The 14,456-nt window shown below is 35.7% G+C and carries 14 protein-coding genes; 10 read left to right on the top strand and 4 right to left on the bottom strand.

Annotated features, from left to right (window positions below):
• Positions 1-3: 3 nt before the first annotated feature.
• Positions 4-612, top strand: a complete 609-nt coding sequence (locus ABNX05_RS09315; RefSeq protein WP_349659460.1) for a flavin reductase family protein — start codon at positions 4-6, stop codon at positions 610-612.
• Positions 613-667: 55 nt separating this feature from the next.
• Here ABNX05_RS09315 and ABNX05_RS09310 read toward each other — a convergent pair whose 3' ends face one another.
• Together ABNX05_RS09310 and ABNX05_RS09305 are read right to left on the bottom strand one after the other, a co-directional pair.
• A complete protein-coding gene (locus ABNX05_RS09310; RefSeq protein ID WP_349659459.1) occupies positions 668-1,603 on the bottom strand; it encodes an aldo/keto reductase in 936 nt (311 codons plus the stop codon).
• A 133-nt stretch (positions 1,604-1,736) separates the two neighbouring features.
• Complete coding sequence (locus ABNX05_RS09305) at positions 1,737-2,489, bottom strand: IclR family transcriptional regulator (RefSeq protein ID WP_349659458.1); 753 nt, start codon at positions 2,487-2,489, stop codon at positions 1,737-1,739.
• 213 nt (positions 2,490-2,702) lie between these two features.
• Here ABNX05_RS09305 and ABNX05_RS09300 point away from each other — a divergent pair, with 213 nt between their 5' ends.
• From ABNX05_RS09300 to ABNX05_RS09270, 7 genes are all read left to right on the top strand, one after another.
• Entirely contained in the window at positions 2,703-3,227 is a 525-nt protein-coding gene (locus ABNX05_RS09300) for a sigma-70 family RNA polymerase sigma factor (protein ID WP_349659515.1), read from the top strand.
• The gene (locus tag ABNX05_RS09295; protein WP_349659457.1) at positions 3,211-4,470 is read left to right on the top strand and encodes a DUF4179 domain-containing protein; all 1,260 of its coding nucleotides are present in this window, start codon (positions 3,211-3,213) and stop codon (positions 4,468-4,470) included. Before ABNX05_RS09300 ends, ABNX05_RS09295 begins: the two co-directional genes overlap by 17 nt.
• 178 nt (positions 4,471-4,648) lie before the next feature.
• Positions 4,649-6,049, top strand: coding sequence for an amino acid permease (locus tag ABNX05_RS09290; RefSeq protein ID WP_349659456.1), 1,401 nt, complete (start codon positions 4,649-4,651; stop codon positions 6,047-6,049).
• A gap of 911 nt (positions 6,050-6,960) precedes the next feature.
• Positions 6,961-8,007, top strand: coding sequence for an AI-2E family transporter (locus ABNX05_RS09285; protein ID WP_349659455.1), 1,047 nt, complete (start codon positions 6,961-6,963; stop codon positions 8,005-8,007).
• A gap of 289 nt (positions 8,008-8,296) precedes the next feature.
• Entirely contained in the window at positions 8,297-8,560 is a 264-nt protein-coding gene (locus ABNX05_RS09280; RefSeq protein WP_349659454.1) for a CD3324 family protein, read from the top strand.
• A gap of 126 nt (positions 8,561-8,686) precedes the next feature.
• On the top strand, positions 8,687-9,226 hold the full coding sequence (locus ABNX05_RS09275; protein WP_349659453.1) for a GNAT family N-acetyltransferase: 540 nt from the start codon (positions 8,687-8,689) through the stop codon (positions 9,224-9,226).
• A 249-nt stretch (positions 9,227-9,475) separates the two neighbouring features.
• On the top strand, positions 9,476-9,931 hold the full coding sequence (locus tag ABNX05_RS09270; RefSeq protein WP_349659452.1) for a GNAT family N-acetyltransferase: 456 nt from the start codon (positions 9,476-9,478) through the stop codon (positions 9,929-9,931).
• A gap of 108 nt (positions 9,932-10,039) precedes the next feature.
• Here ABNX05_RS09270 and ABNX05_RS09265 read toward each other — a convergent pair whose 3' ends face one another.
• Complete coding sequence (locus ABNX05_RS09265; RefSeq protein ID WP_349659451.1) at positions 10,040-11,395, bottom strand: MATE family efflux transporter; 1,356 nt, start codon at positions 11,393-11,395, stop codon at positions 10,040-10,042.
• Entirely contained in the window at positions 11,382-11,849 is a 468-nt protein-coding gene (locus tag ABNX05_RS09260) for a GNAT family N-acetyltransferase (RefSeq protein ID WP_349659450.1), read from the bottom strand. The genes ABNX05_RS09265 and ABNX05_RS09260 overlap by 14 nt, the downstream gene beginning before the upstream one ends.
• A 176-nt stretch (positions 11,850-12,025) precedes the next feature.
• On the opposite strand from ABNX05_RS09260, the gene ABNX05_RS09255 reads away from it, so the two are divergent.
• Positions 12,026-12,856 (top strand): MerR family transcriptional regulator, encoded by an 831-nt coding sequence (locus ABNX05_RS09255; protein WP_349659449.1) that lies wholly within the window; start codon positions 12,026-12,028, stop codon positions 12,854-12,856.
• 57 nt (positions 12,857-12,913) lie between these two features.
• Positions 12,914-14,089, top strand: coding sequence for a DUF4272 domain-containing protein (locus tag ABNX05_RS09250; protein WP_349659448.1), 1,176 nt, complete (start codon positions 12,914-12,916; stop codon positions 14,087-14,089).
• Positions 14,090-14,456 lie beyond the last annotated feature (367 nt).

The following is a 14,456-nucleotide window of genomic DNA, read 5'->3' as shown; positions in this document are numbered from 1 at the left end:
CGTTTGATTTCAATTGATCCTAAGAAAAATACAGAGCGCGAGAATTATAAGTTATTGATTGGCAGTATTATTCCGAGACCTATTGCCTTTGTTACGACGAAGTCAGAGCAAGGGGTCATCAATGGCGCGCCTTTTAGTTTTTTTAATATCGTGTCTTCCAATCCGCCGATGATTTCTCTAGCTGTTCAAAGACCAAATGGGCGCTTAAAAGATACTGCTCGCCATATTCATCATCAGCAACAATTTGTTGTGCATATTGTAGATGAGGATAATGTTAAGCAGGTGAATGAAACAGCCGCGTCCTTACCTGTGACTGAAAGTGAGATTGATCGAGCGCAATTTACATTAATCGATAGCCAATTGATATCTATACCAGGTATTCAAGAGGCGAAAGTTCGAATGGAATGTCGTTTAGTACAGTCGATTCCTTTAATGAATGGAGACGAACAGACAGGTGATTTGTTTATTGGTGAAGTCGTAAAATTTCATATAGATGAGACCATTTATAATGAAGGTCGAATTGATCCAAGAAAACTAAAAGCAGTTAGCAGACTTGCCGGCTCAAATTACGCAAAAATTGGAGATATATTTGAGATAGAACGTCCTGATTAAAATAAAATGCGAAAATGTTGGTATAACAGCATTTTCGCATTTTTTCGTTCTAAAATTATTTTAAAATACGCTCTATATTCACTAAATCTTCGTTTGTTAATAGGACATCCGTTGCTTTCACATTGTTGGCCACTTGTTTTTTATGTTTCCCGCCTGGGATAACTGCATCAACGCCATCTTGAGCTAATAACCAAGCAAGTGCTAAATTTGGTAATGTCGTTTGCTTTTCCTCTGCAATTCCTTTTAATGCTTCTACTTTTACTAATGTTTGCTCAAATAATTCGCCTTGGAATAAAGGGTCTGAAGTTCGCCAGTCACCTTTACCTAGCTTAAAGTCTTTTGTATACTTTCCGCCAAGTAGGCCATATGCAAGTGGACCGTAAGGAATAAATGAAATTTCATTTTTTATACAGTATGGCAATAAATGCTGCTCTCCTGAACGATTTAACATATTGTAAGGAGATTGTAGGACAGAAATATCATTATGCACATTTGCTTCTATAAGCTGTTCTAATGTTACGTTTGAAATGCCTATTGCTCGGATCTTTCCTTCTTCTTTTAAACGTGACAATTCACCAATCGACTCCGCAAGAGGAGTTTCGTTATCCGGGAAGTGTAGGTAGTATAGATCTACGTAATCCATTTGTAGCCGTTTCAAACTATTTTCAAATGCCCCACGTAGATATTGCGGATGATTATCTGTTTTTACTGAACCATCCTCAAACCAATGTCTACCTCCTTTTGTTGCTAAAACGAACTCATCCCTAGAGAAATTTTTTAATACTTCGCCAACAAGTTCTTCTGAACGCCCTTTTCCGTAAATGTCTGCTGTATCAATAAAAGTTATCCCTAAGTCAAGTGCAGCTGAAACTAGTTCCTTCCCATCTTGTTCATTTAAGTTTTCAAATAAGTTATGCCCACCTACAGCATTCGTCCCAAGACCAATTTCGGAAATCTTGATATTTGTTTTTTTCAAAGTATGAAGTTTCATAGTCCTACCTCCTCGTTGTTCTGTAATCAGAATAGAGTAAAAAAGAATATTTAACCAATATGCATCGTTGTCGTTTCATATATAGAAACAAGTGCATTTTAATTGCAAAAATGACCAACTAAAGGTCTTAACATTATGCTAAAAGATAATGAATTTCTTCGGTCAATTGCAGACTTGCATCGCTTAACTTTTTTGCATACGACCGAATGGCAGTCTTCTTAATTTGATTCGTTGAACCGTGGAAAGCAATTGCCCCGATGACTTCTTCATTCACATAAATGGGAACGGCGATACAACATTTACCTTCATTCGTTTCTTCATTATCAACAGCATATCCTTGAGTTTTAATGACCTGTAAATGAGGAATCAAAAGACCATAATCATAGAAGGTTTTTGTTGTAAAGGTGTTAAGTTCAATACTATTTAATAGCTCCTGTTGTTTTTTAGGTGACAGATGAGCTAATACTACTTTTCCTAGAGCGCTTGAATGCATAGGTGTCCGAGTATCGATCGCATGAAAAGCAGGCTGTTCAAAAGGCTCACTAATCACATTTTTTATTACCATCTCGCAATCTTCCAAAATACCAATATAAGTAGTTATTTCTTCTTGGCGGGCTAATTGGTATGGCGCTACGAGAGACGCCCATTGGATATCTTTGTGCCAATATAAGTGCTCATCCCTAAAAATATGAGGATTTAATTGATAATACTTATTATATTTAAGAACATAATTCATTTTTTCTAGCGTATAAAGCATGCGAAAAACAGACGTCTTATTCATTGATAATTCTTCCATAATTTCAGTTAATGTAAGAGAATGCTTCTGACGTAATATATCTAAAATCAAAAGGCCCTTTTTTAATGTTGATACTTCATAGGAATCCATTTTGTCCTCTCCTTGCTTCTAGATAGCTTGTACAATATCATCTTTACTATTGATTTACTAGGTTGGGAAATGACTGCAGTTATCTTAATCCTCCTTTAGATATGCTTACTAGAGGAGAATTTTTGTGCCCATGTTTTTTATTTTATTGAAACGATTTACATATTTACAACATCTAACATATAGAAACACGAAAGGATGGTGAAAAAATTGAAAGTGAAGTCATTATTGTCAAAGGCGAAAAAGGGGAATGACCAAGCGTTTATAGAGCTGTTACAGGAAGAAAAATTAAAGCTATATAAGATGGCCTATATTTATATGAAAAATGAAAACGATGCATTAGATGTAGTGCAGGAGACAATAACAAGGGCGTATGCCAATATCCATACAGTGAAAGAAGAGCAGTATTTTGCCACTTGGCTAATGAGAATTTTAATTAATACAGCATTAGAGATGCTACGAAAAAATGAAAAGATTGTTCCGTTGCTTGAACAACAGCCGGAGCACGAGCAAAGTTTAACTAACGATGAAAAGCTAGATTTATTGCAAGCCATTGAACAATTAGAGGAAAAATATAAAACCGTTATCTTATTGAGATACTATCGAGATTTGCAAATAAAAGAAATTGCAGATTTATTAGGTTGTCCAGAGGGGACAGTCAAAACAAATGTGCATAGAGGCATTCAGCAGCTAAAAAAATTTCTAAACAAGGAGGGTGAACTTTATGGAGAGCAATATTAAAGAAGCTATAAATAACATTGACGTACCATTAGAGAAACTTGATCAAGCTATTGAAAAAGGAATGCGCTCAGAAATGAAAAAAAGCAAAAAAGGTTGGAGAACTGCAATTGTTTCTATTGTAGCAAGTGTAGTTTTGATTTTAGGTTCTGGTTTTATCTCTCCTCAAATGGCAAATGTGCTAGCAGATATGCCGCTTTTTGGCTTTATGTATAATATCGTAGAACAGGATGAAGGGCTACAAATGGCGCTTTCTGATGACAATAAGGTGAAGTTAAATAAAACGGTAACTAGTAACGGTATAGCCATTACAGTAGAGGAGATCGTATATGATGGCGCACGTTTGAATGTGATTTTTTCAATGCCAAAATATATGGATATCGCACCAGGCTTTTTGTATGTTAATGGGAGAGAACTCAATACGGGTGAAAGTTTACGGGTTTTAGAAGATCAAGATGGATTTCGCGGTTTATGGGAATTTCCTATCGACGAAGAATTACCCGATGAATTTGATTTAACGTTAAAATTTTTACAAGTAGGATCTACAAAAGGGGAATGGGTATTCTCTACACCTATAAAAAAAGTAAAAAATGATAGTCATAAATTAGTATCTGGTCAATCAGGGAAAGTTAATGGCATCTCATTTGGTGTAGAAAGTGTGGAGGCTTCAACAACATCGACAAAGATAAAGGTGAAATTTGATGCTACCTCGGATAAATTGTTCTCGGAAGAGGCTGGGGTTTTAAATGCTACTATAATGGACCAAAACGGAGCTCCACTGAAAGTATTGCACCAATCAGGAAGTGGGGATGACAAAAGTACAACTTATACGTACTTAACAGAACCTTTAAATAAAAATATTACTGATATAAAGATAGCTTATTATTTCTCCTCGTTTGATATGGAACGTAAAGATTTAATTGTCCCACTTGCTGATACATTACCGCAACGAATTTCACAAGGTGAGATGGGGGATCTTGTTATCACAGAAGTGACAAATAAGGGTCAGAAAGCTACGCTGTCTTTCTATGTCGATAGTGATTTCCCTTATAATAATAATCTAATATCTCTTGATGTTAAGTCGGAATCGGGTGAAAGCCTAATCATAGAGTATGCTCATGCAATTGGACCAAATAAATTTCTAGTATCCTATCAGACGAATGTGGGAAAACCAATTATTCATATTTTAGAGACACCGTATATGGAAGTTGAGACATCTGCTAACGTCACAATTCCAGTAAAATAGTATTACAAAAGTTTGATATAAAAGAATGTGTCGATCAACTCGTTTTCTAGTAAAAGATAAATTGCTATAATAATCTAATTGTTGACTCGATTTGAAAATATATATAATATACTGATTATTAGTAAAAATGCATAAAAATGATATTTGTTAGCTGTTTATTGGAAATGGAGTGGTTATTATGGCGAATTTTTTTCGAAGGAAGTCAATTGAGCAAGCCAATAAAATAACTGAAGTTGAACGTTTTAAACTAAAGCGTGAATTAGGGTCGTTGCAGTTACTGCTGTATGTACTAGGGGCTACAATAGGAGCTGGAATTTTTGTACTACCAGGAACTACAGCTGCTCTTCATGCAGGACCAGGTGTCGTTGTTTCTTTCTTAATTGGGGGTCTTGTAACAATTGCAGTTGGATTAGCCTATGTCGAATTCGCTGCGATGGCGCCCGTTGCAGGTAGCGCTTATACCTATTCTTATATAGCACTAGGTGAAATTATTGCCTGGATGATCGGTTGGGACTTATTACTGGAATTCATCGTTATTTCTAGCACGGTCGCAGTTGGTTGGAGTGGCTACGTCGATTCATTTTTACAATCTGTCGGTATCCACTTACCGGGAGCCTTAACAAAAGATATTGCTCATGGTGGAGTGGTCAATCTACCAGCTGTGGTTGGTTGGCTTATCGTAGCTTGGATTGCTATGAGCGGGATTAAAAATGTTGGTCGATCAAATATGCTATTTACAATGGCAAAAGTCGGTGCGATTGTTTTATTCCTTGCTATCGGGGCTTTTCACGTTAACCCTATAAACTGGACCCCATTTACACCGTTTGGCTGGTCAGGTGTAATGGCGGGAGCGGCGTTAGTGTTCTTTGCCTTTACTGGATTTGATGGTGTAACAACTGTTATGGAAGAAGTAAAAAATCCACAAAAAACAATACCAAAAGCTTTAATTGGTGGTCTGAGTGTATTAACGCTTATTTATGCATTAGTTGCGCTAGTATTAACAGGTATTGTACCATTCCCTGAATTGGATGTTCCAAATCCTACAGTGTATGCACTACAATCTGTTGGTATTCAATGGGGAGGTGCTATCATCGCAGTATCGGTTATTTTTGGATTGCTTGCTACGATGATTGCAAATACAACTAGTGCGACGCGCGTGTTGTTTGCAATGAGTCGTGATGGGCTCCTGCCAGAACGTATTGCACAAACAAATAAAAAAACAGGAGTACCTGTATTATCAACTATAATTGTAGTTGGAACAGGTATTCTCTTATCAGGATTTTTATCAATCGGAGAATTAGCAGAATTTGCTAACATCGGAGGTTTAACGGCTTTTGCTTTAACAACAGTTAGTGTCGTTGTTCTTCGTTATACACGACCAGATCAACCGCGTATATTCAAAGTACCTGCGTTATGGCTTGTAGCAACTATAGGGGTTGGAGGATGTATTGTGTTAATATTTAGTCTACCGTTATTTACTATAGTGCGCTTTATGATTTGGTTAGCGATAGGATTAGTTATTTACATAGGCTATGGATATAAGCATGCTAAAATGGGCTCTGATAATGAAAATCTATAAATGAGAAAAACACCTCTTTAGTTCTAAAGAGGTGTTTTTCTAAACCTAAATTTAATGCAGATCGGGCGCACATCTTTGTGAATCACAACATAGTATAAGTTAAACTCCCTTATATGCCCAGGCATCGATTTCGCAGAAGGCATAGCCAAGAAAGCTCTTTATAATTTTTTGCTTTTCTTGTGCCGTATTAATTTCCCCAAACAAATAAAAAGACTATCTTCGTTAAATCTTGAAGTTCCATATATGCACTTTCAAGACTCTTCCGGATATTTCTATGCTAACTTCATTTGAACTAATGGCTCTTCAGATACAGTCCCATCTTGTCCACATATTTTAGGGACTCGATACTGCAACTTGATGTTCATAAGGAGCAATTGGTTATGAATATCCTTCGAGGTTTATGGAACTTTCACAAAATCCATCTTTTCTATTATTTTCAGTTTAAAATTTTAATAAGAATATCATACTGAAACTAAGGAGCAATACCAAAATCTGTTCTTGATTAATAGGAATGAACGCAATTATGCCGGAACATAATTGATTCACTTCATAAAAGTAGTTACATTAGCTATGATGGTGTTCAAAGGGTTATAATAGAATAATAGAATTAAGGCTTATAACGCTGATACAGCTTTCAATAAAGTACAAAAGTATGATCATTAATTTACAATTTGATAAGACATATAATTCTTTTCGCTCCATGGATTTATTTATTTCTTATAAGACTTATAAAGCGGCATGCAAATAAGTCTTTTTCTAAGTGATGATGGGAATAATAATCCAAAGAAGGGGGCATATACATAAGGATGATACGAAATGTTTTACATCAATTTATTAATTGCTTATGTTCATTTGATAGCGAAACCCAGGCAGTAAAGGCAGCGAAGCCGTTTTGTAGAAGGAGTGAATACATGAGTAATTTCTTTCGAAGCCACGGATTTAAACGTTTTATAATTCTTGTTGGGATCGCTATTGCACTATATTTGATGCGAAGTATGATCAATCTTATTCTTCTCACGTTCATTATTACTTACTTGATGAATCAACTGACTACGAAGACAACAAAAATGATTAGAAAATACACACCAATGAACGAAAAGGCTGTGACAGTTACCCTTTATCTTTTACTTGTCGCAGGTATTGTTGCAATTATCTACAAGTATTTGCCTGTCGTAACCCAACAAATTACACAGCTCTTTGACCTCATTGCTAGCTTTAGTCTCGATCCAGATGATAACGAGATTGCAAGGTATTTAGCTCCAACCTTTGAGAAGATTGAACTGGGTAAATATTTAGAGCAGGGTGTAGACCTCACGCTAAAAAATCTTACGAATATTGGTAAAGTTATTTTGCACATATTCATCGCACTAATTTTAAGCTTGTTTATTTTACTTGAGAAGAAGCGGATTATAGATTTTACAGCGAAATTTAAAGATAGTAAAATGAGCCATCTATACGATGAACTACATTATTTCTCGAGGATCTTCATTCGTTCATTCGGTAAAGTTATTGAGGCGCAGTTCATTATTGCCGCTGTCAACTGTGTTTTATCTGTTATTGCTTTATACATTATGGGCTTCCCGCATTTAATTGCATTGGGGATTATGCTCTTTATATTAGGATTAGTGCCAGTTGCAGGGGTCATCATGTCCTTGATTCCTCTCACTATAATTGCATATAGTATCGGTGGACCAATGTACATTGTTTATATTTTGGTGATCGTTATGGTACTACATGCTATGGAGGCATACTTCTTAAATCCAAAGCTGATGTCTGCCAAGACAAATCTTCCAATTTTCTATACATTCATCGTCATTCTCTTCTCGGAGCATTTCTTTGGTGTATGGGGATTAATTATTGGTATTCCATTATTCATGTTCCTTCTCGATATTCTGGGCGTTACGTCCTCAGAGGATACGGCAAAAAGTAATGGAAGCACAAGTGGACAAATAAATTGAATAAAGTTTCGTTCAAAAAGGAATCAGTGTGTCTGATTCCTTTTTGTTTTATTAATTGTAAATATATACATATGATAAAATGAACTATGACACAATTTGGGGGGATAGATGTGAGTAATTATGTTAAGTTGCTAGATACGGAAGCAGCCCATGCAAAGCCTAATTTTGATATGGCAATACTTTGCATGGGGTAGATTTCAATATTTGCCTGCCTTGAAGTATTTCTTATAAAATTAGCTTTGCTACCTTATTTTATTCATTTCAAAATAAAATTGAGGGGTTGGCATAAATGGCTTATAAGAAGGCTTCAGCTATATTACCGAAAGAGCTTTTAATAGAAATCCAAAAATATGTTCAAGGTGAAACGATTTATATTCCTAAAATAGAAAACACGTATTTAGAGTGGGGTGCTCGTTCAGGCTCAAAGAAATATATTGAGAATAGGAATAAGTCTATAAAAGAAGCGTTTACAAATGGAGCTTCTATTGAACAATTATCTAAGGATTATCATTTAGCTGTAGAAACGATTAAAAAAATTATATATACAAAGTAATTTGTTTAAGCACTAGCACCTGATTTGCTAGTGCTTTTTGTATGTCTTGTACGTTTCTTAATCGAACTAGGCATATTCTTTCCGCTAGAGATCTTGTTCAATATAGTTAAAGGGGGAGGTTAATTTATGATTACAGGGCAAAGTGTATTTTTAAGACCAATTACTGAAGAAGATGTAGATAGTATCTACGAGTGTTTTCAAGATGAAGAGATTATGTATATGACAGGTACACGTAACATTTTAACGAAGGATCAGATTAGAGAGGCTTTGAGTCGATTTAGCGAAGATTCTACACGCTGTGATTTTGCTATTTGCTTAGTAGAAAATAGCCGAGTTGTTGGTGATTTAGCTATTATGGAAATAGACTTAGACGATAAAAAGGCAATATTTCGCATAGCTTTACATAGGATAGAAGATTGCGGTAAGGGATATGGGGCTGAAGCGGTTCAGCTTGTTCAACAATTTTCGTTCGAGGAGCTTCAGCTTAATCGCTTAGAGTTACAAGTATACTCCCATAATATTCGGGGAATAAAATCGTACGAAAAGGTAGGCTTCAAAAAGGAAGGAACTTTAAGGCAATCCTTATATATGAACGGTAAGTATTCGGATGAAATTATTATGAGTATTTTACGTGATGAATATATGGAATTAAAAAAGAGCTATTAGTCTTGATCCTTGCTTTAGTGGTATCGCGCCAGCGTTCCCAGGAAAGTGCTCAGTCGGAACAGACATTAACCACACATTATGGTAACTGTGATAGTAAATGGTAAAATATGATATGATATAAAAATAAATCTTTGTTAAAGGGGGCGGTCATTATGACAAACAAAACTTTTTTTATCTTTAAATACTGGGGGATAACGCTAAACTAATAAAGATATAAAGCGTTTTCCCTGATTTCGGAAGGGGAAAAATATGAATAAGAATTCAGTGAAGATTGTAGAAGTTAATGCCGAGAATTGGTATGAGTGTTGTCTATTAGAAATATCAAAAGAACAAAGAAATTATATTGAACCAAACGCTATTTCAATAGTGCAAGCAAAGTTTGAGCCGACATTAAAACCATACGTTATTTATTTTGAAGAGAACGTAGTTGGTTTTTTAATGTTTAATTCTGTTAAAGAAGAGCTTGATGGCTATTGGATTTATCGAATTATGATAGATAAGCATTTTCAAGGTAAGGGTATCGGGAAAGCGGCTACTAAGCTAATGATTTCAAAAATAGCTAAATTACCAAATGCGCAAAAAGTTATAGTAGGTTACCACCCAGAAAATAAAGGTGCGCATAATTTATATTCAAGTTTAGGATTTAAAGATTATGGTGATCGCTTTGGTAAAGAAATGGCTGTCATCAAATATTTATATGAATAATAAAGAAAAGGGAACAATTCAAGGTCCCTTTTGAATTTGTCCTCATTAAAGTGGAAGAGAAACATTAAAAAGCTAACCCCCTGTCGATTGAAAGGGGGTTAACTTCATTTATTGTGCCTTTAAGGAACTTGCTTCCGAAAAAATGGTATGCTTTTTTTTCTTCATAAATATAAAAATTAGCAATGCGGTAATACCTTCTGCGACAGGGAATGTCCACCAAATAGCTTGTGGGCCAAGGAGTTTAGGCAATAGTACGAGAGCAGGGATAAATAATAGAATACTGCGAAGTAACATGATGGTTGTTGCAAGACGTATTTTTTCAATTGACTGGAAGAATTCTGCAAATACCATGTTCACTCCAAGGAATACATACCCAATTGCAAAATGTACAAAGCCTTGTGTAGCCATATTGCGAATGTCAAATGTGCTATCACCAAATAATGCAATTAGCTGAGAAGGGAATAACGTAGCAATAATGACAGTCGTTAAACCTATAATAATTGCAGTGGCAATACCTATTTTCAATAATGCTGTTAATCGGTCAATCAACTTCGCACCGTGGTGATAACTAACTAGTGGTTGTAGAGCCATACCGATGCCAAGGAAAACTGTTAACAGTACAGTATGAATATAGTTAACCATTGCATAAGCAGTAACGCCGTCTGAGCCTAAATAATGTAAAAATGTAACATTGTATAAAATAACCATTACAGCAACGGAAGCTTCAACGATAAAGCTTGGTAGCCCAATAGCGAATATTTTCTTTAAATCAGAAATGCTGAAAAATGTACGGACAAATTTTAATTCGGATTGCTTTCGGAAGAAGTGTAGGCATAGCACCGACATACCGATTATTGTGGAGATTGCTGTAGCTAGGGCACAGCCAGTTACGCCGTAATTGAGTACGAAAATAAAGATGTAGTTTAAAATAATGTTTAACACTGATGTAGTGACTAAGCCCATCATCGCAAGCTTTGGATTGCCATCATTTCGAATAAAAATACTTAGTAAGTTTTCAATTGTATAGAACACACCGAAAATCAAAATAACATGTAGATACTCTTGAACATAAGGGAAGGTGGCGTCACTTGCCCCGAAAATATAGGAGATTTCCTTTAAATTTAATAAAAGGATTAGAATCAGTGTCATGACGACAACGATCATTGCTGTAAATGCTAATGTAAAGAGCTGATGCGCTCGTTTTTTATTGCCCTCACCGAGGGAAATAGAAAATAGTGTTGCTCCACCCATACCAATCCAAAGGGAAATGGATAGTAAAATTGAGAAAATTGGTACGGCGATATTTACTCCTGCTAAAGCGGCTGGTCCAACTCCGTGACTAACGAAAATACCATCCACTAAAATATTGACTGACATCAGCAACATACCAACCATAGCCGGGAATAAGTATGATAAAAACAAGGGCCTAAGAGGCCTTGTTTCAATTGGATTAATGGTAGTCATCAGCATATACCTCCTTTACCATCACCTTTTCACCTTTAGTATCTAGCTCACCGTTAAAGACGAAGCCAAACTTTTTATATAACTGAATAGCTACTGTATTGTTGTCATAAACGCTTAAATATATATTTTGACAGCTGTATTTAGCTACTAAATATTGAATAAGCTGCTGTATAAAGTATTTTCCCAATCCTTTGTGTTGGTAGCGCTCATCAATGAAATAGCGATCTAACCAAACCCGTTGTGAATTGTCCTTTTCTGGGAACACGCCATACATAGCGAAGCCGACTGCATTATTTTCCTTATATAATCCTACGGGGATAAAGCGTTTATCTGCTTTTGCCTCCGCTAAGCATTGTTGTGTACTTTCAATAAAATCTTGCTGATTATCAGCAATGCGTAATGCTAATACTTCCTCTTTGTTTAAAGCTGTAATGTCACGAATTTCCGTGAACATAATGTCAAAACCTTTCTATTTTTAATTTCTTTCAGCAGATGTCACGGAAATCGGAAAGGGATCTTTATGCAATCACAAACCGACTCCGGACTCAATTATGCAGTGGCATAATTAATTGTGAATAGCTACAATCTAATGTATATAGTTACTATATAGTCAAGGAGGGAAACTTAAAAATGTTTAATAAAAATGTAAAATATTTTACAACTGGTGAGTTTGCTAAAATTTGTAAGGTCAATAAACAAACGTTAATTTACTACGACCAAATTGGTTTATTATCACCAATTATGAAAGATGGTAAAGACTACCGTTATTATTCTGTTGCACAATATGAATTTTTTAGTGTAATCGAGCTATTAAAGGCGGTCGGCATGTCTTTAAAAGATATTCAAAAATATATGGCAGAAAAATCACCTGAAAATTTTTTAGACTTAATGTATCAGCAAAAGGAAATTGTAGCAAAAAAACGCCAGGAGCTGGAGATGATTGAAAGCATTATTGATGTCAAAATCGATTTAACAAAAGAAGCCTTACACCTTGATTTTGATAGCATTACGATTGAACATCTGCCAGAGGCAACGTTGTATTTAAGCAAAAATATCGAGGACTCGACGGAAGAACAGTTTACGAAGGCTGTTTCAGACTTTATTGATGAATTAGATCGCTCGCAATTAGACACAGGCTATCCCATTGGAGGGATTACAAGAAGAGAGCAAATATTAGCCGGAAATTATGATAACTATAGTTACTTGTATATAGAGCAGCCGAATCCACGAGAGGGCCATCCTTATTTCGAAGCGATTGAAGGGGATTTTATTGTTGGATACCATGTAGGGACGTCCACTACATTGGGTGAATCATATGAGCGATTATTTAAGGTCATGCGAGAAAGGGGCTTTGAACTAGGGAAATACGTATATGAGGAATATATTTATGACGCCGTTATTAAAAATCGTGAAGAGGATTATGTAACGAAAATTATGATAGAAATTAAAAAGGGTTGTTGATCAGTAGTATGCACTCTAGGTACAAAAAATAGTTGATGAATAAAAGGGGAGAGAAGAATGAACTATTTCACAATATTTGCATCTAAGAACAACATTGATGATATGGAGTTTAAAATTACAGATGTTTTTGCAAAAGGTTTTGCTATTGGTAAAAATGAAAACGAGTATTTATTAAAGTCCAAGGCGCTGTTTAAAAAACATAAATTAATCATTAGAGTCATGTCTGAAGATACGAATCCAGAATACTTCGTTAATAATATTCCTGGGATGATGGGGTATTACAATAACATTCCTTTTGAAGAAGATCCGTTAAAAGAATTAGTGTTGACTCAAATATCCGTTTTAAATACAGTGATTGCGATCGAATCAGAAAAAGAAATAAATGAAGACCAGTTGCTGTTATTTACGGACCTGCTATCAAAAATAGGGGGGATTGGCTTTTTACCGAATGGCACTTTGTTAGACGATGAAGGGGCCGTTATTGTTTATCCTGACGGGAAATCAGGACCGTCCAATTTCAGACCTCAAGCGTGTACACACAAAGTAATGGGACAAGAGGTGTCATCAGAAGAAGGGGAGCAAAGAAAAAATAACACGATAGCTTATTTAAAGGAAAGAGTTATTCCATATACAGCTTCACTCCCTCAGCTCCCACCAATTGAGGATTGTCAGTTTAAAACCCAAGAAGACATTGCTAGAAGAGCTGTAGCTCTGTTAATTGTTATTCAATTTGCTTGTGATGTGGCACAAGGCGGAAATGTGGAAGAATCGCGGGACTTTTTCGTTAATATGTTACGCACATATAAAGTGGAAAACTATCTAACTGAAAATGAAAGAGACTTTTTACAAGCTTTAGAACCAGATGTGCAAGAAGCCATTAATATTTCATGGCAATACGAGGCTTATTGGACGCTTATTTGGGCACTTGGCTTTGTTGAAGAGCTTGATTTTCCTGATGAAGTATGCGATTGCGAGTATGCCATTCAAGTTGTTTCTAACTGTGAAACATTTGAACAATTTTATCTTCAAGCAGGCATTCGTAGTCAGGAAGAGATTTTGGATGAAGCCGATAAAATCTACAGATATCATTGGGCTTGCGTAGATAGTCGTATACAAGAACGACCAGCTCCTGCGGGGATGAATGAAAGTATCGTTATGGAAAGACGTAGGGGGTTGTTCTGGTTGATAGGGCATCGTAATGAAGAATGGGATACTATTTCGATGGATACTTGAATTTAAATGAAAAGTAGCAAACTAGTTTGCTATTTTAATAATATTATTTAATCCTGTATTAATGTGCAGTAATTTACTTTACCGAAAGTGAAGCGTCAGGTGCAAACCTCACCTCAAAAGTAAGAAAGGACTGCCCGTAAAAACTCGAATGGTAAAGACTAATAATCAGTGGGGATGAAGAGACCCCCACTGATTAAAGTTTTACCTTATATAATTCGGCTTACTTACTTTATCAATCAGAAGAATCTAAAGCTAAGCGTTCTTCTATCGCTGGAACTGCTGCGGATGCATTTGAAACTCCGTTGAACGCTACAAAGCTTGTTAGTGCGATACTTAATGATAATAAGACCTTACGTTACTTACCTTT

The sequence above is a fragment of the Lysinibacillus zambalensis genome, assembly GCF_040183165.1.
In the GTDB taxonomy this organism is placed as follows: Bacteria; Bacillota; Bacilli; order Bacillales_A; family Planococcaceae; genus Lysinibacillus; species Lysinibacillus zambalensis.
This window is presented reverse-complemented; position numbering and strand designations above follow the sequence as displayed.

What these genes read in the sequence shown, in the direction of transcription:
- ABNX05_RS09310 (WP_349659459.1), bottom strand. Translation starts at nt 1,603, where the DNA reads ATGAAACTTCATACTTTGAAAAAAACAAATATCAAGATTTCCGAAATT.
- ABNX05_RS09305 (WP_349659458.1), bottom strand. Translation starts at nt 2,489, where the DNA reads ATGGATTCCTATGAAGTATCAACATTAAAAAAGGGCCTTTTGATTTTA.
- ABNX05_RS09295 (WP_349659457.1), top strand. Translation starts at nt 3,211, where the DNA reads ATGGAGAGCAATATTAAAGAAGCTATAAATAACATTGACGTACCATTA.
- ABNX05_RS09290 (WP_349659456.1), top strand. Translation starts at nt 4,649, where the DNA reads ATGGCGAATTTTTTTCGAAGGAAGTCAATTGAGCAAGCCAATAAAATA.
- ABNX05_RS09285 (WP_349659455.1), top strand. Translation starts at nt 6,961, where the DNA reads ATGAGTAATTTCTTTCGAAGCCACGGATTTAAACGTTTTATAATTCTT.
- ABNX05_RS09280 (WP_349659454.1), top strand. Translation starts at nt 8,297, where the DNA reads ATGGCTTATAAGAAGGCTTCAGCTATATTACCGAAAGAGCTTTTAATA.
- ABNX05_RS09275 (WP_349659453.1), top strand. Translation starts at nt 8,687, where the DNA reads ATGATTACAGGGCAAAGTGTATTTTTAAGACCAATTACTGAAGAAGAT.
- ABNX05_RS09270 (WP_349659452.1), top strand. Translation starts at nt 9,476, where the DNA reads ATGAATAAGAATTCAGTGAAGATTGTAGAAGTTAATGCCGAGAATTGG.
- ABNX05_RS09265 (WP_349659451.1), bottom strand. Translation starts at nt 11,395, where the DNA reads ATGACTACCATTAATCCAATTGAAACAAGGCCTCTTAGGCCCTTGTTT.
- ABNX05_RS09260 (WP_349659450.1), bottom strand. Translation starts at nt 11,849, where the DNA reads ATGTTCACGGAAATTCGTGACATTACAGCTTTAAACAAAGAGGAAGTA.
- ABNX05_RS09255 (WP_349659449.1), top strand. Translation starts at nt 12,026, where the DNA reads ATGTTTAATAAAAATGTAAAATATTTTACAACTGGTGAGTTTGCTAAA.
- ABNX05_RS09250 (WP_349659448.1), top strand. Translation starts at nt 12,914, where the DNA reads ATGAACTATTTCACAATATTTGCATCTAAGAACAACATTGATGATATG.